Origin of the sequence: Streptococcus sp. 2342 (assembly GCF_013276795.1) — a bacterium.
Lineage (GTDB): Bacteria > Bacillota > Bacilli > Lactobacillales > Streptococcaceae > Streptococcus.
The window spans coordinates 177,615-199,874 of the sequence record NZ_VMLR01000001.1; the positions used below are offsets into that span (position 1 = coordinate 177,615).

21 protein-coding genes, 1 tRNA gene and 1 riboswitch are annotated in these 22,260 nt (G+C 39.7%); of the genes, 4 read left to right on the forward strand and 18 right to left on the reverse strand.

The features are described from left to right. Nucleotides 1-463 precede the first annotated feature (463 nt). The 13 genes from HT689_RS00780 to HT689_RS00845 all read right to left on the reverse strand — a co-directional run bounded on the left by HT689_RS00780 (nt 464) and on the right by HT689_RS00845 (nt 15,024). The gene (locus HT689_RS00780; protein WP_023944277.1) at nt 464-1,135 is read right to left on the reverse strand and encodes a CPBP family intramembrane glutamic endopeptidase; all 672 of its coding nucleotides are present in this window, start codon (nt 1,133-1,135) and stop codon (nt 464-466) included. A gap of 382 nt (nt 1,136-1,517) precedes the next feature. Further along, the gene (locus tag HT689_RS00785) at nt 1,518-4,577 is read right to left on the reverse strand and encodes a pneumococcal-type histidine triad protein (protein ID WP_173225911.1); all 3,060 of its coding nucleotides are present in this window, start codon (nt 4,575-4,577) and stop codon (nt 1,518-1,520) included. 7 nt (nt 4,578-4,584) lie between these two features. Further along, on the reverse strand, nt 4,585-5,502 hold the full coding sequence (gene adcAII / locus HT689_RS00790; protein ID WP_173225909.1) for a zinc-binding lipoprotein AdcAII: 918 nt from the start codon (nt 5,500-5,502) through the stop codon (nt 4,585-4,587). Nucleotides 5,503-5,932: 430 nt separating this feature from the next. Next, entirely contained in the window at nt 5,933-7,324 is a 1,392-nt protein-coding gene (locus HT689_RS00800) for an amino acid permease (RefSeq protein ID WP_173251703.1), read from the reverse strand. Between the two features lie 215 nt (nt 7,325-7,539). Continuing rightward, nucleotides 7,540-8,514 carry a DUF1002 domain-containing protein gene (locus HT689_RS00805; RefSeq protein ID WP_001227769.1) on the reverse strand — a complete coding sequence of 325 codons (975 nt, stop codon included), beginning with the start codon at nt 8,512-8,514 and terminating at the stop codon, nt 7,540-7,542. 73 nt (nt 8,515-8,587) lie between these two features. Continuing rightward, nucleotides 8,588-9,202, reverse strand: coding sequence for a cell wall hydrolase Pmp23 (gene pmp23, locus HT689_RS00810; RefSeq protein ID WP_173251353.1), 615 nt, complete (start codon nt 9,200-9,202; stop codon nt 8,588-8,590). Continuing rightward, the gene (locus HT689_RS00815) at nt 9,202-10,176 is read right to left on the reverse strand and encodes a nucleoid-associated protein (RefSeq protein WP_173225905.1); all 975 of its coding nucleotides are present in this window, start codon (nt 10,174-10,176) and stop codon (nt 9,202-9,204) included. Before HT689_RS00815 ends, pmp23 begins: the two co-directional genes overlap by 1 nt. A gap of 7 nt (nt 10,177-10,183) precedes the next feature. After that, nucleotides 10,184-11,440: a serine hydroxymethyltransferase gene (gene glyA / locus HT689_RS00820; protein WP_173225903.1), complete on the reverse strand. Its 1,257-nt coding sequence runs from the start codon at nt 11,438-11,440 to the stop codon at nt 10,184-10,186. Between the two features lie 62 nt (nt 11,441-11,502). Then, nucleotides 11,503-11,934 (reverse strand): GNAT family N-acetyltransferase, encoded by a 432-nt coding sequence (locus HT689_RS00825; RefSeq protein ID WP_173225902.1) that lies wholly within the window; start codon nt 11,932-11,934, stop codon nt 11,503-11,505. Between the two features lies 1 nt (nt 11,935). Then, nucleotides 11,936-12,538, reverse strand: a complete 603-nt coding sequence (locus HT689_RS00830) for an L-threonylcarbamoyladenylate synthase (RefSeq protein WP_173225900.1) — start codon at nt 12,536-12,538, stop codon at nt 11,936-11,938. Next, nucleotides 12,522-13,358 (reverse strand): peptide chain release factor N(5)-glutamine methyltransferase, encoded by an 837-nt coding sequence (gene prmC, locus HT689_RS00835; protein WP_173225898.1) that lies wholly within the window; start codon nt 13,356-13,358, stop codon nt 12,522-12,524. Before prmC ends, HT689_RS00830 begins: the two co-directional genes overlap by 17 nt. Continuing rightward, nucleotides 13,358-14,437: a peptide chain release factor 1 gene (gene prfA, locus HT689_RS00840; protein WP_173225896.1), complete on the reverse strand. Its 1,080-nt coding sequence runs from the start codon at nt 14,435-14,437 to the stop codon at nt 13,358-13,360. The genes prmC and prfA overlap by 1 nt, the downstream gene beginning before the upstream one ends. Then, nucleotides 14,434-15,024 carry a thymidine kinase gene (locus HT689_RS00845; RefSeq protein WP_173225894.1) on the reverse strand — a complete coding sequence of 197 codons (591 nt, stop codon included), beginning with the start codon at nt 15,022-15,024 and terminating at the stop codon, nt 14,434-14,436. The genes prfA and HT689_RS00845 overlap by 4 nt, the downstream gene beginning before the upstream one ends. 122 nt (nt 15,025-15,146) lie before the next feature. Here HT689_RS00845 and HT689_RS00850 point away from each other — a divergent pair, with 122 nt between their 5' ends. Continuing rightward, nucleotides 15,147-15,329: a 4-oxalocrotonate tautomerase gene (locus HT689_RS00850; RefSeq protein ID WP_001117401.1), complete on the forward strand. Its 183-nt coding sequence runs from the start codon at nt 15,147-15,149 to the stop codon at nt 15,327-15,329. A 137-nt stretch (nt 15,330-15,466) separates the two neighbouring features. Further along, nucleotides 15,467-16,840 (forward strand): tRNA uridine-5-carboxymethylaminomethyl(34) synthesis GTPase MnmE, encoded by a 1,374-nt coding sequence (mnmE, locus tag HT689_RS00855; protein ID WP_173225892.1) that lies wholly within the window; start codon nt 15,467-15,469, stop codon nt 16,838-16,840. Nucleotides 16,841-16,886: 46 nt separating this feature from the next. Here mnmE and dapA read toward each other — a convergent pair whose 3' ends face one another. From dapA to HT689_RS00875, 4 genes are all read right to left on the reverse strand, one after another. Beyond that, nucleotides 16,887-17,822, reverse strand: a complete 936-nt coding sequence (gene dapA, locus HT689_RS00860) for a 4-hydroxy-tetrahydrodipicolinate synthase (RefSeq protein WP_173225890.1) — start codon at nt 17,820-17,822, stop codon at nt 16,887-16,889. A 55-nt stretch (nt 17,823-17,877) separates the two neighbouring features. Further along, entirely contained in the window at nt 17,878-18,954 is a 1,077-nt protein-coding gene (locus tag HT689_RS00865; RefSeq protein WP_000542463.1) for an aspartate-semialdehyde dehydrogenase, read from the reverse strand. A 354-nt stretch (nt 18,955-19,308) separates the two neighbouring features. Beyond that, nucleotides 19,309-19,381, reverse strand: a tRNA-Thr gene (locus HT689_RS00870). A 99-nt stretch (nt 19,382-19,480) separates the two neighbouring features. Further along, complete coding sequence (locus HT689_RS00875) at nt 19,481-19,990, reverse strand: QueT transporter family protein (protein ID WP_173225888.1); 510 nt, start codon at nt 19,988-19,990, stop codon at nt 19,481-19,483. Continuing rightward, nucleotides 19,988-20,084, reverse strand: a riboswitch (PreQ1 riboswitch). (Overlaps the previous gene by 3 nt.) A gap of 28 nt (nt 20,085-20,112) precedes the next feature. On the opposite strand from HT689_RS00875, the gene HT689_RS00880 reads away from it, so the two are divergent. Together HT689_RS00880 and mscL are read left to right on the forward strand one after the other, a co-directional pair. After that, nucleotides 20,113-20,544, forward strand: a complete 432-nt coding sequence (locus HT689_RS00880) for a GtrA family protein (RefSeq protein ID WP_173225886.1) — start codon at nt 20,113-20,115, stop codon at nt 20,542-20,544. A gap of 81 nt (nt 20,545-20,625) precedes the next feature. Continuing rightward, nucleotides 20,626-21,003 (forward strand): large conductance mechanosensitive channel protein MscL, encoded by a 378-nt coding sequence (gene mscL / locus HT689_RS00885; RefSeq protein ID WP_000916792.1) that lies wholly within the window; start codon nt 20,626-20,628, stop codon nt 21,001-21,003. 41 nt (nt 21,004-21,044) lie between these two features. Here mscL and hemH read toward each other — a convergent pair whose 3' ends face one another. Beyond that, nucleotides 21,045-22,139 (reverse strand): ferrochelatase, encoded by a 1,095-nt coding sequence (hemH, locus tag HT689_RS00890; RefSeq protein WP_173212363.1) that lies wholly within the window; start codon nt 22,137-22,139, stop codon nt 21,045-21,047. Between the last annotated feature and the right edge of the window lie 121 nt (nt 22,140-22,260).

Below are 22,260 nucleotides of genomic sequence, written 5' to 3' on the forward strand. Positions count from 1 at the left end.
ATCTATATTACGGAGTACGAGCGCTTGTCAGATGAAATCAGCATATACGGACTGACCTTACCATGTATATGGATTTTGTAAAACGTGTTGCAGATAGCAAATCACAGTCCAATCTTAGTCAGCCTGTGAAAGAGGCCCTTGACCATATTCAAAGTCATACTAATATAATATCCCATTGTCTGTTCAAATGATCGCAAATCACATTGGTTTTAGTTACTCCTTCTTTGGTAAGCAATTCAAATCTGAAACCAAAAAGACCATTAACGAAGTTATCATAGAAGCCAAAATTGAAGAGGCTAAAGAGTTGTTAGTCCACACATATAAATCCATTAGCCACATCAGTAGCTATCTAGCTTTCTCAAGCCAATCTTATTTTCAAAATCAATTCAAAAAAATAAGTGGCTACACACCACTCCGATATCGAAAAGAAAATGCTGGAAAGTTCCGACATTGTTTTAGTAAGCTAACTTCCTGAAAATAGGAGTAACCACACATTCCAGAAAGCAGTGATATTGATGAAAATATGAACTAGTATTGGATAGTAGAGATTTTTAGTCATGCGATACAATAGAGCCAAAATAAGCCCTCCGCTAACATAAATGAAAAAAGCAAGAGGAGTTAAAGCAAAATTGATATGAATATAACCGAAAATAATAGCAGAAAGCAAGACATCTCCGTACCAAGGCGAGTTTTTGAAAAAGGTTGTCATTAGCACACCGCGATAAATCAATTCCTCAGTAATAGGACCGATGAAGCAAGCTATGAGCAAGAAATAGGGTAATTCCTGTCTCCCTATCATTTCTATCGTTTCATTCAAAGAAATTTGATTTGAAGACGAGGGTATGAAATAAGACAAGAAGAAGTCCGACATATACAAAATGATGTAGCCCAGTAAAAGGTAGATAAAGTACCTCAGCTGCCACTTGAAATGAAAAGTTTTCTTTCCTGCAAAAACTAGTAGATAGATGACCGCTAATAAAAGAACTACACTTTCCAGCAAAAGTAGAATCTGAAAAAACTCACGACTTGCTGGTAGATAGGACTTTGCGAGATGATTGAAAAGCGTCCAAAACCAAGTTGATTTGTAAAAAATTAAGGACAATGCTAGTAAAATCTGAATAATCCGTTTTTTCATCTTAAATCCTCTGTTTTTCTTGACTAGCTTATTGAATATAATAATTTACTTAACTGTATAACAAGTTTAGTATAGCATATATTGGCGAAATATCTTTTTCAAGTCATGAATTGTTATCAAAACATCCTAAACTGTAAAATCAATTACCCTCTCCCCTTTTACCATCATCTTCTCTAACAAAGGAAGACCTATGATTAAGTTACTAACCTTGGATGTAGATTGATTTCTCCTAAATGAAGCCAGAGCCCAAAAAAATCAGGTGATTTATTTAGCCTGAACCTTACGGAGCAAGATAAATAAAAGCCAGTATTGCTACTGACTCTTACATCATTTTAATTTAACAGGATAAATTTATGCTTCTGATTTCGTCATAACTGACTCACTACCTTTTTAACAAAGCAAGTAATTTTTCTGCTTTTGCCATGATACCATTATTATCCATGGTTTGGAGACTCAGATTATTTCGTAAACCAGCTAGGCTCTCTGTCACATTGTTTTTCAAGCTAGCATCCGTTACTGCATCAAGTAGATCTTCTACTTCTTTAAGCTTGGCTTCTACTTTTTCAGTCTCTACTTGAGGGACTTCAGATTCGTCTGTTGTATCATTAGCTACTCCCTCTGTCTCGTCTTCATCAGTGCTTGGTTTATAAAGATTATCTACTGAAGGGTTTAAACCTGCGTGATTCTCTTTTTCATCAGATTCAGGGCGAGTTGGCTCACTTACTTCATCATGTTCCTTATCTTCATCAGGTTTACTGTCTTCTGCTTTATTTTTACGAACATGGTCACTTGCGTTTCCCCAACCATTATCTGAGTGAGGACGTTCATTTGGATGTTCAACATAATATTTTACAGTCGCAAATAAATCTTCTAAGGTATAACCCTCAGGTGCCTTATAGAGTCCTTCGTCAAACCATGCAAACTTAAGATTATGATAGTGATCAAAGTGAGGAATTATAAAGTAACCATTCTGTACAGCTACAGTATACTGTAAATGATTTGGTATTTTTTCTAATGGTACCTTGTTCTCAGCTGTTACGCGGTTATAGATAGCTTCTGTCCCTGTTGCCTCTGGTTTTGCTTCAGTAGAATTTGGAGCTTGTAAGCCTTTTTCTTTAGCATAAGCCTGAGCTGCTGCCCTTTCAGCTTCAGATAAGCTGTCTTTTTTAATCCAGTGGCTATGGTTCAAGTGTGGAGTGACGTAGGCATTTCCTGCATCACTTTCAATATCATGTTCGTCAAAAATGTAGCCATCTGAGGTTGTATATTTACCTGCTAATTTCGCTAATTTAATTTCATCGTTTGTATAGGCAATTTGAGCATTTGGTTTGCCAAGGCGTTCTGGGTGGGTAATCGGTGCTAGAAATGCCAATAAATCATCTACCAATTTTACTTTATTATTAGAAGATTCATTATTCAAGCGTTCTGCTAATTTGTCTAAGGCTTGGAAATCAACAGCACGCCCCTTATTTTCAGACAAGGCTTTATGAGCCTGGGTTAACAGATTATAAGCTTTATCATAAAATTCTTTGTCACGAGAAGAGACGTTTTCTTTCTTCGCAACTAGAGCATGTGTCTCTTGAGTTTTCTTAGACAAGAGATTTTCAATAGCATCAATCTTATCCTTAGCCAAGTCTTTAGCAAAAACATAGTGACTGACACCAGCAATTTCCACAACATATCCTTTTCCAACTTTTCTAACAACCTGTTCTACTGCAAAATTAGTTTGTTTTTTCTCAGTTGACGGTTGAGCTTGCGGTTTTGGTGCTGGTTTCAAATAATGCATTCCTGGCACGACTGCACCATTTTGCCCTTTTAACAGAATCATTCTTGCAATCTTCTGCTCTAAATCAGACATTTGTGAATAAGGGATAAAGTGATAATGATTTCCGTGAGGCACAGCAACACCATTTGCTGTACGATCTGTTATTTGTGCTGGGTCGAATACCAAGCCATCCGATTCCACATGTCGTTCTGACAAAGGTTTGGCATACAATTCACGTAAAAGGCTTGAAATATCTTCCCCTTGATTCTGATGATAAGTTGGAGTGACAGTTAGATTGTGGTTCTCTGACAAGCTTGGTTGAGCTGGATTTGCATTATGACTAAAACTTGAAGAAGGACGAGACCCCTGCTTCCCATTCCAATAGGCTTGGGCAGCAGCCAATTCTCCTGCAGACAAAGCGCCTTTTGGTATATAGTGGAAATGGTTGCCATGCGGTACAATAAAAGCGTCTCCTGTATCTTCAATCACATCTGACGGACTAAAGACATACCCATCATCCGTTGTATAGGCGCCTCCAGTTGCTCTATTCGGTGCCGGCGTATTGAGATTAAAGTTTGGTTTAATGGTTGAACTTAGTTTATCTGTACTGCTTGGTTTCGTATTATCAGAATGCTTTTGAACTGGCTGACCTCCAATTGGTAGATTTCGAGCCAATTTTTCTTCCAAAGCAGACATTTGTGAATAAGGAATGAAATGGAAATGATCCCCATGAGGAACTGCCACACCATTTGCAGTACGTTTTGTAATCTGTGCTGGGTCAAATACTAATCCATCAGACTCCACATGACGTTGGCTAAGTGGCAAAGCGTACAATTCTTGAAGGAGACTAGCTAAGTCCTCACTTTGACTTTCAGAATCTGTTGCAGGATTTTGAGGTGTCTCAGATTGACTCGTTCTCACACTAGATCTTGTTTCTCCCCTACTTGAACGGTATTCAACCGTACTTAATTGACCGCCTTTTCCAGATAAGAAGGCTTGGGCGGCAGCTAATTCACTGGCAGACAAATCACTCTTAGGAATATAGTGGAAGTGATTGCCATGAGGAACGATATAGGCATCACCCGTATCTTCTATAATATCAGAGGCATTAAAGATATAACCATCATCCGTTGTATAGCGTCCTTGGGCTCTGGCTGCAGCAACAGCATTATCTGTGCTTGAATTATGATTATGACTGTGTTCTTGCTTCTGACGTTTAATCTCTTCTTTTGTCCGAATATTGTCCGCATGGGCCGCATCTTTAAGGTAAACATAGTATTTCCCGTTTACCTTAATCACATAACCACCCTTGATTTCATTGACAATGTCTGAATCCTTCAACTGATAATTCGGATCTTTCATGAGAAGTTCTTCACTGATGATGGCATCATAAGGAACCTTACCATTATAGTAATGATAATGGTCTCCATGAGAGGTCACATAACCTTGATCCGTAATCTTGATAACAATTTGTTCGGCGTTGATTCCCTCTCTCTTACTGACTTCATCTGGTGTCAAATTTTCTGCCTTTTGACCAGCCTGATCACCGTCTATATAAGCAACTCGATTAGACTCTTTCTTAGCCTGACCAGCTTGGTAACGACCAAGTTCATAGGAACAAACACTTAGGGCAAGAACTGCCACTGAACCTGCTACATATTTTTTATTGATTTTCATTCTTTCCTCACTTTAATTCTTCTGCTAAAACACTTATATTTTCTTCAAGATTTTCTAAATAAGTCTTGTCATTTTGTGGGTCTGCCTCTAAAGGATTCAGAGTTTTAAGACCCACACCTGTTGATTTGACAAGAGTTTCAGCTACTTTTGAAGAAGCATTACTTTCTGTAAAAATCGTTTTAACCTTATAGGTCTTAACAAATTCCTGAATTTCTGTTAGTTGTCTTGGACTTGGTTCTTGTTCAGGAGAGATACCTGCAATACCAAGTTGATTAAGTCCAAATCGCTTCGCTAAATAAGAAAAGGCTGTATGTTGTGTTACAAAGGTTTTCTGAGTCGCTTTTTCAAATTTAGGCTGGAATTTCTTAGTTAGTTCTTGAGCTTTTTTGATAAAGGCTTGCGCATTTTTCTGGTAAGTTTCTTTATGCCCACTATCCACCTCTGAAAGTTTATCAGCGATAATTTGCGCTTCTTCACCAGCTTTTTCAGGATCTAGCCAAGTGTGAGGGTCATAGAGCGTTTTTTCATCAACTCCATCCCCTGCTTCCACATCCTCTAGTCCAGGGACACGTTCCAAGGTCATTCCCTCAGAAGCCTCTAAGACCTTCACTTTGGATTTTTTTAGATTGGGATCTAAACTTCCTGCCCAAGATTCGAGCGTATGTGAATGGTAAACAAAGACGTCTGCATCATAGATGGCCGCGATGTCATTTGCCGAAGGTTCAAAGGAGTGAATTCCACTACTTGATTGAATCATTCGAACATCATTCAAGTCACCTGACACTTCCTTAACCATAGCGTAGATAGGATAAAAACTGGTCACAATCTTCATCCCTTTACCTGTCTGACTTTCCTTTTGACCACAGGCTCCTAGCAATAAAAGAAAAACACTTAACAAGACTAAAAATAAATTTTGTTTCTTCATGAACAACTCCTTAACCATTTAATTAACTAGTAAACATTCTACTCCTAAAAATTTAATCTGTCAAGCTATTTTAAGAAAAAAATTGAAATTTCTTTCACATATAAAAATCTGCTGAGTTTCAACAACTCAACAGATTCTCACTTTATATACTCAATGAAAATCAAAGAGCAAATTAGGAAGCTAGCCGCAGGCTGCTCAAAGCACGACTTTGAGGTTGCAGATAGAACTGACGAAGTCAGCTCAAAACATGTTTTTGAGGTTGTAGATGAAACTGACGAAGTCAGCTCAAAACACTGTTTTGAGGTTGTAGATAGAACTGACGAAGTCAGCTCAAAACACTGTTTTGAGGTTGTAGATAAGACTGACGAAGTCAGTCACATATATACGGCAAGGCGAAGCTGACGTGGTTTGAAGAGATTTTCGAAGAGTATTATTCTTCTATGGTAGAATGCTTATAACCATAAGTGAAGTAAATGATACTTCCTATCAACAATGCAACTAGGAAAGCAATCCAAGTTTCCATATTATACTGCAACATAAATGATAAACAAATGATGATTGATAAAATCGGTAATAAGGGTACCAATGGTGTTTTAAATTCTCCAGCATTGGGCATTCCTTTTTCTTTCCGTAAGCGAATCAGACCATAAGCCAGCATGATTAAGTAGGCCAAGGTACAAATATTTAAGAAGGCTGCGATACTAGCAAGAGGGAACATTCCTGCTGCTACTGCTGAAGCTAGACCGGTCAAGATAGTAGCATTTTTTGGTACCTTGCTTGTTTTGGTCAGTTCTTTAAAGGCAGCAGGCATCAAGCCGTCACGCGCTAAACTGTAAATCATACGAGATAGGGCATAAGTCATCGAGATACAAACCGTAATCAAGGTCAAGATAGCCACCAATGACACATAATTAGCTGCCCAACTAATCCCAACGCTGCGAAGGGCAAAGGCAACGGCATCGTCGACATTTAGATGACTATAGTGAACCACACCAGTCAAGACAAGCGTCACCAAGGCATAAAGAATGGTTACGATAGAAAGCGATAAGACAATCCCTCTAGGAATATTTTTTTGAGGAGTCTTGACTTCATCTACAGCCATAGAAATAGATTCAAATCCCAAAAAACCGAAGAACATCAAGGACGCACCAGCCATAATACCAGTACTAGCACCATAGATTTGTCCAAAACCATAAGGAGCAAAATTGCTCCAATTATCAAGTTTAATATGCCAAATTCCTACTAAAACAAAGAGAGCTAAAGCGGAAAATTTCAGAATCACTAGAATAGAATTAAAGCGTAAGGCTGCTTTAGCATTAAGTAAAACAAGCGAGGTCACCAATACCAAGACAAGAATAGGCAATAAATCAACAAATGTTCCTGCTTGAGGATTAAAGGTACCATTTAAAGCCTGAGGAAGGGCTATCCCGTATTGAGAGAGCAAGCCTTTAAAGTAAGCTGCCCAACCCGAAGCTACGCCTGATATGGCTGTCATGAACTCCATCATGGTTAACCAACCAGCCAACCAGGCTGGGAATTCTCCTAAAATAGCATAGAGATAACTGTAGGCACCACCTGTAGCAGGTACTCGCGAAGCAAATTCTGCAAAAAAGAGGGCTGATAATCCCACACACAAGGCAGAAATCACGATTGAAATCACTAGGGCTGGACCCGCTAGAGTTGCAGCTGCAGTACCTGTAATTGTAAAGACACCTGTCCCTACCATGGCTCCAATACCCAGCAAAATCAAATCCCATAACTTCAAATGCCTATGCATCTCCGTTTTATCTAAACTAACATTTTTTGTTCTAAATATATTCATCTTTGACTCCAAAATAAAATGATGATTCTATTTTACCATAAATATAGGAGATTTGTGAATATTTATAAAACATTTTTCTGAAAAAATCTGACTACCTTTTTGTAATAGCTTATACTCAATGAAAATCAAAGAGCAAACTAGGAAACTAGCCACAGGCTGTACTTGAGTACGGCAAGGCGACGTTGACGTGGTTTGAATTTGATTTTCGAAGAGTATTAAGAACCAAAACTCTTGAAGAAGTTGACAATGGCTTGCCAGAGGGAGCTTAAAAAGTTCCCGCCGTCCTCTAGCGCCTTATCAGCATCAAAGTTAAGGTTGATATTTTTAAAACTGTCGCCAGCTTGTGAAACAATACTTTGTTTCAGGTCATTCAAGGTTTTAGTGAAGTCTGCATTGCTGAGGATATCACTTTTTGAGAGATTTAAAGCAAAATTGATGATGATATTGATCTGGTTTCCTGTTATAACCTGATCAAGTTTGTAATTTTTTAAGGTATCTTCAACGATTTTACGGACATCTTCCTCTGTCAGATTTCCCTTGCTTTCTTTAGCTTTGGCAAGTCCTGACTTGATATCGGCTAGGGCAACGTTTAATTTATTAGCATCATAGCCTGATTTGTCCTTGTTTTCAGCATTGATATCTGACAAAGCCTTTAGCTCTTCTTGAGCCAAATCTTTGTTGGCTTGTGGCACCTTGGCTCCATTAGCTTCTAGAGAATAGTATATCCCTGCTAAAGCACTCTCACCTGTAACTGGAATGGGGGCGGCTACAGTGATTTTGGCGTGTTCCACACCCAAAGTTACGGCCGCATTGCGGTACATATCCTGCGTCACCTTAGTGATGTTTTCTGGTGTTTCAATCTTGACCTCAAGTGGCGACTTGTCACCTAGTTTTTGAATCTTGGCTGATGAATACAACTGTAAACTAGAGTCATTGGCCACATTCATGATTTTAGAATAGACATCAGGTGTCATAGTCTTGAGTTCTTTGGTATCTGTTGAGGCATTGTAGCCCAGTTTTTTAAGGGTTTGATTTTTTTGGTCTTCAGATAGGGATGAACCTAGGACATATTCAGGTTGGACATAGGTTTCATCGATGACTTTTTGCACATCTGTTGCTGCATGGACACTATTCATAGCTGTTACTGCCCACAAGACCGCAGCACTGGTCAGAAAGAGTTTCTTTCTCATAGGGAATTCCCTCCTTTACCTTTCTAGAGTAATATATCTATCTTAAAGAAAACTTATAACAAAAACACCTGGGCTAGCCAGATGTCGAAAAGAGAGTGAAACATTTGATGATGTAAAGGTTGAGTTGCACCTGTCTAGAATAGTAATAGTTTCCTCCATTTACATAGAGTTCGGCACCATGAAAAATGGAAATGGGGTGAATATAACTATAAGTCTTTCCAGTGGTATTACCAAGCAAGGGGGCAACAGTCTCACGAGAGTACTGTTTGGCCAGAGCCAAGGTATTTTCCTTGCCATTTTGGGCGATAAAATCGATATAGGCAGGTCCAAAATTATAGGCTTGAACAGCCGTCCAGACATCTACATCCTTTTTCTGGGCCAGATAGAGATTGTCTGTCAGAGTTTGAACGCCTTGCCGAATGCTAGAGGCATTATCATTGATGGTGTTGGTGGAACCACTGGCAGACTCACTAGATTGCATAACATCGCCTTCTTTTCCTTTTGTTTCGGTATAAATCATAGCGAGCACAAGCTCTTCGTTTGCTGGAGTGTCTTTTTCACTCAAAATTTCTCGCACCATGGGTTGATAGGTCAGGACCTGCTTGACATCTTGGTGAACACGGTAAGCTTTATAGCCAGCAAAAAGGAAGACTGCTAGTACAAGCACTCTTCGAATTCGTTTAAACATTATTTACTTTGGATATCCTCGATATTTTTGATTAAGATAGAGTAGGTTCCATTGTCATTTTGGATAAACTCAACAGACTCGGCGTCTTGATAGACGTTATTGGGAACGATGAGCTCAATTCCATTTGACAAGGAGAGTTTTTGGTTTTCAAATTTTTTAAGCTGACGACTGGCATCAATTTCATCAAACTGAACTGGCTCTGGTACTGCTTCTTTGACTTGGTCAATAAAGCTTAATCGAGCTGTCAGATTGTTGTCAAAAAGGTCGTTGGCCAATTTTTCAGGTGACAATTCATTGTTTTCTTCTAGGTTGTTGAAAATCGCTGATTTGACCTTAGATTGAAATTGAAAGTCATCTGTATTAAATGTCTCAGCAATTCTCTGGGCTGTTTTTTCCAGTTCCTTGATGGATTTCTTGGGTGAAATCTTAGGGGCGACGGCAAGAAGATTTTCTGAAAAATAGTTCAAAAAAGCCCCGTTGTACTTGATTCGTTTTTCAATCAGATGGTACTTGCGACTTTGAAGATTAACCACCAAGGCTTCATCAGCCCCTGTTCCAAATCCAGGCAGGTTATTCTGAGTCAGCTTGATTGGATTATCAACTTCTCCTCCGAGGTGAGTCAAGGTCTCACGCAGGGCAATTCTCAAGAAAGCAAAATGTTCCACGCCTTCTTTAGAAAATTGCACAAAAATCAAGTCATTGGTCTTGAGGTTTTCAGAAATACTGAACTCTTCTTTCCAGAGATTAGCCAGTGTTACTGATGTCTCCAACAAATCGTCTGTGATATGATTGAAGAAGGGATTTTCTTGCTCGAAAATCCCAGTCTTGGCTTCATCTGAATACACACGTTCAATTTTTTTACGCAAGTATTCTTCGATTTTTGGAGTAATATTGAGAAACTTATCCGCTAGGAACAGCTCGGTATCATCCGGACTGAACTGGTGAATAATAGCTTTCTTAATATAAATGTCCATAAAAGTTTTAGTCCTCGTATAATGGGAAGGCATCTGTTAATTCTTTAACTGCACTTCTCACTTCTTCTAAGACAGCTTCATTTTCTGCATTTTTAAGGGTTTTAATGATGAGTTCAGCCACTTTGCGACTTTCTTCTTCACCAAATCCACGTGCAGTAATAGCTGCTGCTCCGATACGAATCCCACTTGTCTTGAATGGTGACAAGGTTTCGTAAGGAATTGAGTTTTTATTTAGGGTAATATTGACTTCATCCAGCAAGTTTTGAGCAACTTTTCCGTTTTCTACAACCTTAGTAACATCCACTAGGAAGAGGTGGTTTTCAGTTCCACCAGAAATGATACGGAAATCAGAATCTTGCAAGAAGACATCTGCCATAGCCTTGCTGTTCTTGATAACATTGGCAGCATATTCCTTGAAGGCTGGATCCAAAACTTCTTTGAAAGAAACAGCTTTAGCTGCCACAACATGCTCCAAAGGACCACCCTGAATACCAGGGAAAATAGCTGAATTGATTTTCTTAGCAAGTTCTTCGTCATTAGTCAAAATCAAACCACCACGAGGTCCACGAAGGGTTTTGTGAGTCGTTGTTGTCGTGATGTGAGCGTATGGCACTGGGCTAGGATGTAGACCAGCCGCAACCAAACCAGCGATATGAGCCATATCTACCATGAGCTTAGCACCAACGGCATCTGCAATTTCACGGAATTTTGAAAAGTCGATAATTTGAGAATAGGCTGAAGCACCTGCTACAATCAATTTTGGTTTTACTTCTTGGGCTTGTTTCAAGATAGCATCAAAATCCAAAAGTTCCGTTTCAGGATCCACACTATAAGAAACAAAGTTGTAGGTTTGACCAGAAAAGCTAACAGGAGCTCCGTGGGTCAAGTGTCCACCTGCTGCTAAATCCATCCCCATAACGGTATCACCTGGCTCAATTAAGGCCATGTAAGACGCACAGTTGGCTTGGCTGCCTGAGTGAGGTTGGACATTAGCGAATTTAGCGCCGAAAATTTCTTTTGCGCGTTCAATGGCTAGAGATTCTACCACATCTACTACATCCGTTCCACCATAATAACGGTGTCCTGGGTAACCCTCGGCATATTTGTTTGTCAAGATAGACCCTTGAGCTGCCATAACAGCCTTGGAAACTACGTTTTCCGAAGCAATCAACTCAATGTTGTTTTGTTGGCGTTCTTCTTCTTTAGCAATAGCATTCCAGAGATCAGCATCGTATGCTTTAAAATCATCTTTGTCAAAAATCATAGGTCTTCTCCTTTTATTGTGTGACTAGTCCATTAGTTTAATTTTCTTATTAGAAAATTAAACTAAAAGATGCGAATAAACCGTTTCTGCATTTTATCACAAGTATAACCAACTTTTTCATAAAATGCATGAGCACCCAGACGATGATCGGCAGAGTTTAAGCGGATAAACCCATAACCACGTCTTTTTGCTTCTTGATCCAACCCTTGCAGTAAGCTTTTACCAATACCTTGCCCTTGTGCTTGAGGTGAAACTGCTAAAGCTAAGATATTGAATCCTGCTTTGGAATAAAGGGATTCGTAAACCTCAGCGTGGACATAACCAAGTAAGACATGACTAGCTGCATCCTCATAGCCAAGTAGGAAATGATGTTCATCTTGAGACAGTCTAGCTAGTTGATTAGCCGTTTCCTCTGGACTAAAAGAATAGCCCAAAGCATCTTGGTTGATCTCACATATTGTTTTCACATCAGTTTCTCTTAAATTTCTTAGCATTTCATGCCTCCTCAAAAGAAATCTCTGGCAACCGAGCAAGAATATCTTCTCGCTTAATGGCCCCTTGGCGTAAGATTTTCACCTTGTCTCCCGACAAATCCAAAATCGTTGAATCCTGTCCAGTTAGAAAAGCATCGTCTTCCAGACCCAGAACCTCTTGGTCAAAATCCTCTAGAATTTGATTAAAGGTCACTCCACTTGCCTGACCTGAAATATTGGCAGACGGCCCAATCAAGGGACCTATCTCTCGAATCAAATCAAGGGTAATGGGATGACTCGGCATTCGAAATCCAACAGTTTCAAGGCCAGAATTGACCCAATAGGGGACTCTGTCATTAGCTTCGAGAATAATGGTCAAGGGACCTGGTAAAAAGGTCTCTACAAGTTTTTGAAGATAAGTTGGCTGATTCTTTGAAAAACGCAAGATATCCTCTAAAGAGGCAATATTGAGATTGAGTGCCTTGTCTCTGGGACGACGTTTAATCTGGTATACATGATTAACTGCTTTTTCGTCTAGAGCCTTGGCAAAGAGACCGTAAACTGTCTCAGTAGGTAGAACGACCGCTCCACCATTTTCCAACTCTTGTCTAATCCTGTCCATCATCAATTACAACCATCCTATCTTGACCAAACTGGTCCTTGAGCGTTCGTACTCTTTTTTCAGGAAGGTATTTCCTAAAAAGTTTAGGAACACTTTGACCTTGCTTGTATCCAATTTCAAGGTAAATCTTACCACCATCTTTGAGATAGTCTGTTGCATCTTCCGCAATTCTACGGTAAATAGCTAAGCCATTCTCGTCTGCAAAGAGAGCTAGATGAGGCTCCGAATGCAAAACATTCAAGCCGACCTCTGACTCATCTTCACGAGAGATATAGGGTGGATTGGAAACAATTATATCATATTTTTCAGAAATTTCTGTAAAACAGTCAGATTTTTTTAAAAATATTTGAAGATTTTGATTTTTAGCATTTTCCTTAGCTAAATCTAAAGCATCTTGGGAAATATCTGCTGCTGTCACTGACCAATCTGGTCTGTTTTTTGCTAGAGCGAGAGCAATAGATCCACTACCTGTTCCAATATCCAGAACTGAAAGATTCGTCTCAGGATTTTCAGCCAGGATAAGCTCAACCAACTCCTCTGTCTCTGGACGAGGAATCAAAACCCGCTCATCCACTTTTAACTGCATTCCATAAAAATCTGCCTGTCCGATGATATACTGTGCTGGTTTATGAGCTGCTAACTGTTGGAAAATTTCTTTTACAAATACTTCTTCCTCTTCCGTCACTTCCTGCTGGAGGGCAAAAACAAAGTCTGTAAACGTGAGGTCTTTCAGACTACGATAGACAAAAGAGAGGCTTTCTGCTTCCTCTCCTTTTCTTATCAACTCTTCTTCAAAATCTGAAAATAATTGAGCTAATTTCATTATTTGTTTAATTCTTCTAATTTTTGCGTTTGGTCATAGAGCACCAAGGCATCCACAACTTCATCCAACTTACCAGACAAAATGGTATCTAGTTTTTGGAGGGTCAAGCCGATACGGTGGTCTGTGACACGGTTTTGTGGGAAATTATAAGTACGGATTCGTTCTGAACGGTCCCCAGTACCGATTGTTGACTTACGCTCAGCGTCTTGTTCATCCTGAGCAATTTGTGCAAAGTGGTCAGCAACACGCGCACGGATGATTTTCATGGCTTTCTCACGGTTTTTCTGCTGGGTACGTTCTTCCTGCATCTCAACCTTGATATTGGTTGGCAAGTGAACGATACGAACCGCAGTCGCAACCTTGTTGACGTTCTGTCCACCAGCACCAGAGGCGTGATAGATGTCGACACGAAGGTCTTTTGGATCAATATCGTATTCAACTTCTTCTACTTCAGGCATAACAAGAACTGTCGCTGTCGAAGTATGAACACGGCCTTGGCTTTCTGTCACAGGGACACGCTGTACACGGTGGGCACCCGATTCATACTTGAGTTTAGAGTATACAGATTGACCTGAAACCATGGCAACGACTTCTTTAAAACCACCGACACCATTCATAGAGGATTCCATGACTTCAAAGCGCCAACCTTGGGCTTCCGCATACTTTTGATACATAGTTAGAAGGTCTCCAGCGAAAAGTGCCGCTTCGTCTCCACCAGCTGCTCCACGGATTTCAAGGATGATATTTTTGTCATCGTTTGGATCCTTTGGAAGGAGCAAGATTTTCAGTTTTTCTTCGTATTCTTCTTTTTCAGCCTTGGCATCTTTGAGTTCTTGCTTGGCCATTTCTTCCAAGTCAGCATCTCCACCTGATTCCTTAATCATTTCTTCAGCGTCAACGATGTTTTGAAGGACTTGTTTGTACTCACGGTAGGCTGTTACTGTATCACGAGTTGAAGCTTCTTCTTTTGAAAGCTCCATAAAACGTTTGGTGTCAGAGACCACATCCGGGTCACTCAGCAATTCTCCTAATTCTTCATAACGGTCTTCTACAGCTTGTAGTTGATCATAGATGTTCATTTTTCTTCATTCTCCTTATTGATTTCAGGCGCAAAATAATGTTTACGGCAAACCGAGATATAGGTTTCATTGCCACCGATTTGAATCTGCTCACCATCATAGACTGGCAGTCCATCCTGTGTACGCAAAACCATAGTTGCCTTTTTCTTACAATACTGACAGATGGTCTTGATTTCGTCAATCTTGTCTGCTAAAAGCAAGAGATATTTGGAACCTTCGAACAGTTCATTGCGAAAGTCATTTTTCAAACCAAAAGTCATGACAGGTATATCTAACTCATCAACAACACGAGCTAGGTCGTAAACATGGTAACGCTTGAGAAACTGAGCCTCATCGACCAACACACAGTAAGGTTTCTCAGGTAAATCTCGGATAAATCCAAAAATATCTGTTGACTCCTCAATTGCAATGGCAGGGCGTTTCATGCCAATACGACTCGACACATAGCCAACACCGTCACGCGTATCCAGAGCCGAGGTCATAATCACAACACCTTTTCCTTGCTCCTCATAGTTATAGGCCACCTTGAGAATCTCAATCGTCTTACCAGAGTTCATGGTCCCATAACGATAATACAACTGTGCCATGTTTCTTGCTTCACGTCCATTTCTAAATTTTTGCTACATTCTAGTATATCATAATTTTCTTAAGCTTTAAACGGCAAAATGTGGTAAAATAGAAGAAATAAAAACTAGTGGAGGAAGCTATTATGCCATTTGTACGCATCGATTTATTTGAAGGACGCACGCTCGAGCAAAAGAAGGCTCTTGCTAAGGAAGTAACGGAAGCGGTTGTCCGTAACACTGGAGCACCTCAATCTGCTGTCCATGTCATCATCAACGACATGCCAGAAGGAACTTATTTCCCACAAGGAGAAATGCGCACCAAATAAGCTAGCTTAAGCAGAATTGCTTAGGCTTTTTCAATCTCCAAGTAGCATCCATTGAAGAAATAGCCTAAATTTGTTACAATTTGAAAGGATACTTGGAAAAATTTCCAAGAAAAGAGCTATTTATTAAAGGAAACATTATGATTACACGTGAATTTGATACCATCGCTGCTATCTCTACTCCCCTAGGTGAAGGGGCTATTGGTATTGTCCGCCTGAGCGGAACAGAAAGTTTTGCTATTGCGCAAAAGATTTTTAAAGGAAAAGACTTGAGTCAGGTTGCCAGCCACACTCTCAACTACGGTCACATTGTTGATCCTCTGACTGGTAAAGTCATGGACGAGGTCATGGTGGGAGCCATGAAGTCTCCAAAAACCTTTACTCGTGAAGATATTATCGAGATTAACACCCACGGTGGGATTGCGGTGACCAATGAGATTCTCCAACTAGCGATCCGTGAAGGAGCTCGGTTGGCAGAACCTGGTGAATTTACTAAACGCGCCTTTCTAAACGGTCGTGTGGATTTGACACAGGCTGAGGCTGTGATGGACATCATCCGTGCTAAGACAGACAAGGCTATGAACATTGCAGTTAAGCAATTAGACGGTTCCCTTTCTGACCTCATTAACAATACCCGTCAAGAAATCCTCAACACACTTGCCCAAGTTGAGGTTAATATAGACTATCCTGAGTATGACGATGTTGAGGAAGCCACTACTGCTGTTGTCCGTGAGAAGACTAAGGAGTTTGAGCAATTGCTAACCAATCTCCTTAGGACAGCCCGTCGCGGTAAAATCCTTCGTGAAGGAATTTCCACTGCCATCATCGGACGCCCCAACGTTGGGAAATCTAGCCTTCTCAACAACCTCTTGCGTGAGGACAAGGCTATCGTTACAGACATTGCTGGTACTACTCGAGATGTCATCGAAGAATACGTCAACATCAATGGTGTCCCCCTTAAACTGATTGATACTGCAGGAATTCGTGAAACAGATGACCTGGTTGAACAAATCGGTGTTGAGCGTTCGAAAAAAGCCCTTAAGGAAGCTGACTTGGTACTACTTGTGTTAAATGCCAGTGAACCACTAACCGCCCAAGACCGCCAACTCCTAGAAATCAGTCAGGAGACTAATCGCATTATTCTTCTTAATAAAACCGACCTGCCTGAAACGATTGAAACTTCTGAACTTCCAGAAGATGTCATTCGCATTTCAGTCCTTAAAAACCAAAACATCGATAAGATTGAAGAGAGAATCAACAACCTCTTCTTTGAAAATGCTGGTTTGGTTGAGCAAGATGCTACCTACTTGTCTAATGCCCGTCACATTTCCTTGATTGAGAAGGCCGTTGAAAGCCTACAGGCTGTTAATGAAGGGCTGGAACTAGGTATGCCAGTTGACTTGCTTCAAGTTGACTTAACTCGTACTTGGGAAATCCTCGGAGAAATCACAGGGGATGCTGCACCAGATGAACTCATTACCCAACTTTTTAGCCAATTCTGTTTAGGAAAATAAGAAAAATCCATGATCCTTCATTCGGTCATGGATTTTATTGTCTTTATTAGTAATCTGGTCTTAGGACACCTGTTACAGTTGCCTTGGTCGCTTCGTAGTCGCCATCTACGACAACCTTGATAATGCGTTTAGCATCTTCTTCTGGTGCTGGAACAAGAGGTAGACGAGTTGGTCCAGCTTCAAATCCCATGTAGTTCAAAACTGCCTTAACTGGAGCAGGACTTGGATAAGAGAAGAGGGCATTGACCTTAGGAATGAATTTACGTTGAATAGCTGCAGCCTTCTTCATATCGCTTTCTGTAATAGCAGTAAACATCTCGTGCATTTCATCCCCATTTGTATGAGAGGCAACAGAAATAACCCCATCCGCACCAAGGTTCATGGCATGGAAAGCATCTCCATCCTCACCAGTATAGACCAAGAACTCTTCTGGTTTGTGCTCAATCAAGTAAGCCATATTTGCTAAACTAGTACATTCTTTGACACCGATAATATTTGGATGGTCAGCCAAGCGAAGCATGGTTTCTGGAGTCAATTCGACAACCACACGCCCAGGAATGTTATAGATAATAATTGGTAAGTCAGAAGCATCTGCAATGGCTTTAAAATGCTGATACATTCCTTCTTGCGAAGGTTTGTTGTAGTAAGGAACAATAGCAAGTCCAGCAGCAAAGCCGCCAAATTCTGCTACTTCTTTGACAAACTCAATAGAGTCACGCGTATCATTAGTACCTACACCCGCAATCAAAGGAACGCGTCCATTGACAATCTTTTGTACAGCCGCAAATAGCTCCAACTCTTCATCGTGAGTCAAGGTTGGACTCTCAGCAGTCGTTCCAGCTAGAAGAATGCCGTCTGTATGATGAGCCAACAAATGCTCAATCAAGGCTGGAATAGCATCAAAGTTGATGGAACCATCCTCGTGGAAGGGAGTAATAAAGGCAGTGATGATTTTACACTCTTTTAAATCTTGATAAGACATGAAAACACCTCTCTATTTCAAAGAAGGAGTTCATCTGAACTCCTAAACGATATGACTATTTTAATTCAAATTTCAATTCGGCAGTTGGACGAACCAAGCCACGTTCGTGAAGAGTTTCTGCAATCTGAACTGAGTTCCAAGCAGCACCTTTGAGAAGGTTATCTGAAACAACCCACATGTGGATTCCTTTTTCAGCATCCAAGTCTTTACGGATACGACCAACAAAGGTATCACGTGAACCCACTGCATTGATAGCTTGAGGATAAATTTGATGAGCTACATCATCTTCAAGAACAGCACCTGGGAAGGCTGCGATAGCTGCTTTTACTTCTTCAATTGGAGCCACTTCTTTTGTTTCGATGTAAACAGACTCAGAGTGAGCTGACAAGACTGGAATACGGACACATGTTGCCGATACTGCAATGCTATCATCTTCCATGATTTTCTTAGTTTCCTTAGTCATCTTCATCTCTTCGTAAGTGTAATCATTGTCAGTGAAAACATCAATTTGTGGAAGAGCGTTAAAGGCGATAGGATAGTGTTTCTTGTCCCCACCTGAAGGCAAGATTTCCGCATGCAAATCACGTGGGTTTACACCATCATTCAAGACTTCACGAAGTTCACGTTGTGTCTCAAGAATTGCTCCCATACCAGCACCTGAAACTGCTTGGTAGGTTGAAACAATGATACGGTCCAAGCCCCATTTTTGGCGAACTGGCTCAAGAGCTACCATCATTTGGATTGTTGAACAGTTAGGGCAGGCAATGATCCCGTTGTGAGCATCAAGTGCATGAGCATTGACCTCTGGAACAACCAAAGGAACATCTGGATTTTGACGGAAGTAAGATGTATTATCTACTACTACCGCTCCAGCTTTAACTGCGTATGGTGCATACTTAGCTGATGTAGAACCACCTGCCGAAAAGAGAGCAATATCAACTCCTTCAAAAGCTGTTTCAGTCGTTTCTTCAATCGTAATATCTTGGTCTTTAAATTTTAAAGTCTTGCCTGCTGAACGTGCAGAAGCAAGTAAACGAATTTTATCGATTGGAAGTGTTGATTCTTCCAACATTTTTATCATCTGAGCACCGACAGCACCTGTCGCGCCGACTACAGCAACTGTATATCCCATAAATAACCTCTTTCGGAATTTTCTAAAAATTTCTATAATAGAAGTATTATACTACTTTTTCCATGAATTGCAAAGCTTTTTCATCATTTTTTGGAAAATAAAAATCCCCAGTCGCTAGACCAAGGACTAAGAGGCATCTTCATGTGATGAGCAGGTTCACACAACTCATCAAGGTCCGCTCCTGCGTTATGACCTCCTTATGCTCAATAGTAGTCCGAAGACTACCTATCGACTCATCGCATCTACTATTCTACTAGATAGAGTCACTTTTGTCAACAGACGAAACTCTTTAACTTCATTTATACAGGTCGATAAGAAAAACCTTGATCTCCCAAGGTCATTTTGTTTCTATCATGCTAATTGCCGGGATTGAACCGGCGACCTCATCCTTACCATGGATGCGCTCTGCCAACTGAGCTAAATCAGCTTACTTGAAAAGTATACTATAATCAGAAAAGCTTGTCAAGTTTCCTTAGAAATTTTCCATAAGAAAAAGCCAGGTAAAGGCTACCTAGCTTGTCCTATTCTATTTGCTTAAATCAATTCGACGACCAATTTTACCAATAATAATCGCTCCAATAATCAATGAAGCAAATTCACCGATCCCTGTTGTAAACCAAGTAAGGAAGAATGGTAATTCTGCTACAATATTTAACTCTGCAGCGATAGTAAACATGGAAATTGAAAAGAGGATTGAAAAAAAGAAATGATCTTTTCGAATTAATCCATTAAAGAAGTAATCTTTGCTGTATTTTGCAAAAAGCCAAACACCTAGACTGAGGAATACCAAGGTTGATCCGCCACCAACAAAGACATCTAGTAGTCCGAAGCTAAAGAAATTAGCAATCATACAACCGATAGTAACTCCGATGATGTACTTGGGATTGTAAAAAGCCATAAAGTTCATCATTTCTGAAATACGAAACTGATAAGCACCATAGCTGATGGCATTTAGGGGCGGTGTGACAGTCAAAACGACATAAATAGCAGCAACGATTGCAATATCTGCAACATCACGAATAGTTAATTTTTTCATTTTTTCTCCTTTGGCGGTTATCCGCGTGTAATATGCTTGGTGAAAGAAGCTAAGCACCAAGGGTTGCTTTATTCAACCTTACTAGTATAGCACAATAGCCTGCTTTATGCTATACTTAAAGCATGAAAAAACCTATTCAAAAATTTTTTAACAATGAAATCTTAGCCTATCTCTTTTTTGGCCTTGCAACAACTCTAGTTTCGATTCTCTCACGACTAGTCATTTATCAACTAAGTCATCAGGAACTCCTTGCTACTGCTCTAGCAAATATTATTGGTATCCTCTTTGCCTTTATCACAAATGATACGATTGTATTTAAGCAAGCAAGGAAGAATCGACTTATTCGTTTAGTGAAATTTTTTCTTGCCCGCCTTTCTACTTTTCTGTTAGATTTGCTCTTTACTTTTCTGTTTGTGACTCAATTCCCTCATATCATAGGGCAATTCGTAAATGAAAACATTGATAAGATAAATGCTATTGAAACAATAATTGCACAAATACTCATTATTATCATCAATTATATCTTGAGCAAGGTCTATATTTTTAGAAAATAATGTTCCATTTATGAGCCTTTTAATTGCCTTCTATAATGATTTAGGATACAATGAAACACGAAACGTTGAAAGGAAAACAGTATGTTAAAAAATCTAAAATCATTCTTGCTTCGAGGAAATGTTATTGACCTTGCTGTCGGTGTTGTCATTGCCTCTGCTTTTGGTGCTATCGTTACTTCACTTGTAAACGACATTATCACTCCTCTTATTTTAAATCCAGCTTTGAAAGCTGCTAAAGTCGAACGTATCGCTCAACTTTCTTGGCATGGAGTCGGCTATGGTAACTTTTTAAGTGCTATTATCAATTTTATCTTTGTGGGTACCGCCCTCTTCTTTATTATCAAGGGTATTGAAAAAGCACAGAAACTGACTGGCATAAAGGAAGAAAAAACTGACGAAAAAAAACCAACCGAATTGGAAGTCCTTCAAGAAATCAAAGCTCTTCTTGAGAAAAAATAATCGTTTAAAAGGATCTAGCACAAAGCTAAATCCTTTTTTCTTTACTCTTTGGGTAACTTGCCTGCTTTTTCTAGCATCTTCTTGATAAGATAAGGCATCTTGACATTCTCCCGACCTTTTTTCTCAATTAGTTTTTTCACAAATTCAGGCATTTGTAAATCTTGAGATTCAGCCAAAATGTTTTTCGTCTCATCTGAAGGAACTAACTCATCAAAGGTTTCTTCTTCTGGAAGAAATTCCTTAAACTCTTGATGTTCATTGGCTCTGACTGTATTAATCAAGGCAGCAATTAAGCGAGAATCCGTATTTGGCATTGGTGGACGATGGTAGTTTACACCCAATTCCTGACATAACTCATAACATTCCACATCATTATCAAACAAGACCTCAATATGCTCACTAATGAAGCTGATAGGAACAAAAATATAATGGTCTGGATGTTCTGTCTGTTCTCTGAGATACTCCAAAACATCTGGCTTAATCCATGGAATACCGATATCACTTTCACTCTGCCAAGTGTTGGTATATTGTTCGGAACTCAAACCTAGTTTTTCAGCGACTAACTTGCTATTTTCAAAAATTTGATCGATATAGGGATCACCAAAATCCAAGGCAAAAATGGGCACACTGTGGGCTGAAAAGATGACTTTAAAGCTATCCTGCTTTACTTCTTCTTTTAAAATCTTAGCAATTTCATCTGCCCAATAGTTTAAGAGCTCTTCTTCCTGATACCAGTCCTTAATGACCAAAAATTGAATTTGCTTGCTTTCTAAAAATTTCTCATAGCCCATGACAGAGTAAAAAGAATAATGAGGCTCCAAAATCAAGCAAATACACTGTTCAATGCCGTCTGCTTCCATCTGACCAATCACATCTGGGATAAAGGGTTTGGAAAATTTATTGGCAAAATAGACACTATATTCATTTCCCAGTCTAGCTTCTACCAAGGCAACCTCTTCACGGGTAATTCTTTGCAGAGGCGTGCCTCCAATTCGTACATAATTATCATAGAGAGTTTGAATCTCGTGGTCTTGAGGTCTCACTCCGCGACGAATATTTGTGAAAAAATCAGCCACACCTTCAAAGGTAATCTCTTCTGGCGAACCGAATGTCATCATTAAAATTGCTTTTTTCATAACTGCTTCCTTGTGATATTTTTATCAAGTTTATTTTATCATTTATCCATTAATAAGTAAACGCCAACATAGCGAATTTCCCGAACTTCTGTCTTTTGTTTTTCTTTTCTTTCTATGATAC

What these genes read in the sequence shown, in the direction of transcription:
- HT689_RS00780 (WP_023944277.1), bottom strand. Translation starts at nt 1,135, where the DNA reads ATGAAAAAACGGATTATTCAGATTTTACTAGCATTGTCCTTAATTTTT.
- HT689_RS00785 (WP_173225911.1), bottom strand. Translation starts at nt 4,577, where the DNA reads ATGAAAATCAATAAAAAATATGTAGCAGGTTCAGTGGCAGTTCTTGCC.
- adcAII (WP_173225909.1), bottom strand. Translation starts at nt 5,502, where the DNA reads ATGAAGAAACAAAATTTATTTTTAGTCTTGTTAAGTGTTTTTCTTTTA.
- HT689_RS00800 (WP_173251703.1), bottom strand. Translation starts at nt 7,324, where the DNA reads ATGAATATATTTAGAACAAAAAATGTTAGTTTAGATAAAACGGAGATG.
- HT689_RS00805 (WP_001227769.1), bottom strand. Translation starts at nt 8,514, where the DNA reads ATGAGAAAGAAACTCTTTCTGACCAGTGCTGCGGTCTTGTGGGCAGTA.
- pmp23 (WP_173251353.1), bottom strand. Translation starts at nt 9,202, where the DNA reads ATGTTTAAACGAATTCGAAGAGTGCTTGTACTAGCAGTCTTCCTTTTT.
- HT689_RS00815 (WP_173225905.1), bottom strand. Translation starts at nt 10,176, where the DNA reads ATGGACATTTATATTAAGAAAGCTATTATTCACCAGTTCAGTCCGGAT.
- glyA (WP_173225903.1), bottom strand. Translation starts at nt 11,440, where the DNA reads ATGATTTTTGACAAAGATGATTTTAAAGCATACGATGCTGATCTCTGG.
- HT689_RS00825 (WP_173225902.1), bottom strand. Translation starts at nt 11,934, where the DNA reads ATGCTAAGAAATTTAAGAGAAACTGATGTGAAAACAATATGTGAGATC.
- HT689_RS00830 (WP_173225900.1), bottom strand. Translation starts at nt 12,538, where the DNA reads ATGATGGACAGGATTAGACAAGAGTTGGAAAATGGTGGAGCGGTCGTT.
- prmC (WP_173225898.1), bottom strand. Translation starts at nt 13,358, where the DNA reads ATGAAATTAGCTCAATTATTTTCAGATTTTGAAGAAGAGTTGATAAGA.
- prfA (WP_173225896.1), bottom strand. Translation starts at nt 14,437, where the DNA reads ATGAACATCTATGATCAACTACAAGCTGTAGAAGACCGTTATGAAGAA.
- HT689_RS00845 (WP_173225894.1), bottom strand. Translation starts at nt 15,024, where the DNA reads ATGGCACAGTTGTATTATCGTTATGGGACCATGAACTCTGGTAAGACG.
- HT689_RS00850 (WP_001117401.1), top strand. Translation starts at nt 15,147, where the DNA reads ATGCCATTTGTACGCATCGATTTATTTGAAGGACGCACGCTCGAGCAA.
- mnmE (WP_173225892.1), top strand. Translation starts at nt 15,467, where the DNA reads ATGATTACACGTGAATTTGATACCATCGCTGCTATCTCTACTCCCCTA.
- dapA (WP_173225890.1), bottom strand. Translation starts at nt 17,822, where the DNA reads ATGTCTTATCAAGATTTAAAAGAGTGTAAAATCATCACTGCCTTTATT.
- HT689_RS00865 (WP_000542463.1), bottom strand. Translation starts at nt 18,954, where the DNA reads ATGGGATATACAGTTGCTGTAGTCGGCGCGACAGGTGCTGTCGGTGCT.
- HT689_RS00875 (WP_173225888.1), bottom strand. Translation starts at nt 19,990, where the DNA reads ATGAAAAAATTAACTATTCGTGATGTTGCAGATATTGCAATCGTTGCT.
- HT689_RS00880 (WP_173225886.1), top strand. Translation starts at nt 20,113, where the DNA reads ATGAAAAAACCTATTCAAAAATTTTTTAACAATGAAATCTTAGCCTAT.
- mscL (WP_000916792.1), top strand. Translation starts at nt 20,626, where the DNA reads ATGTTAAAAAATCTAAAATCATTCTTGCTTCGAGGAAATGTTATTGAC.
- hemH (WP_173212363.1), bottom strand. Translation starts at nt 22,139, where the DNA reads ATGAAAAAAGCAATTTTAATGATGACATTCGGTTCGCCAGAAGAGATT.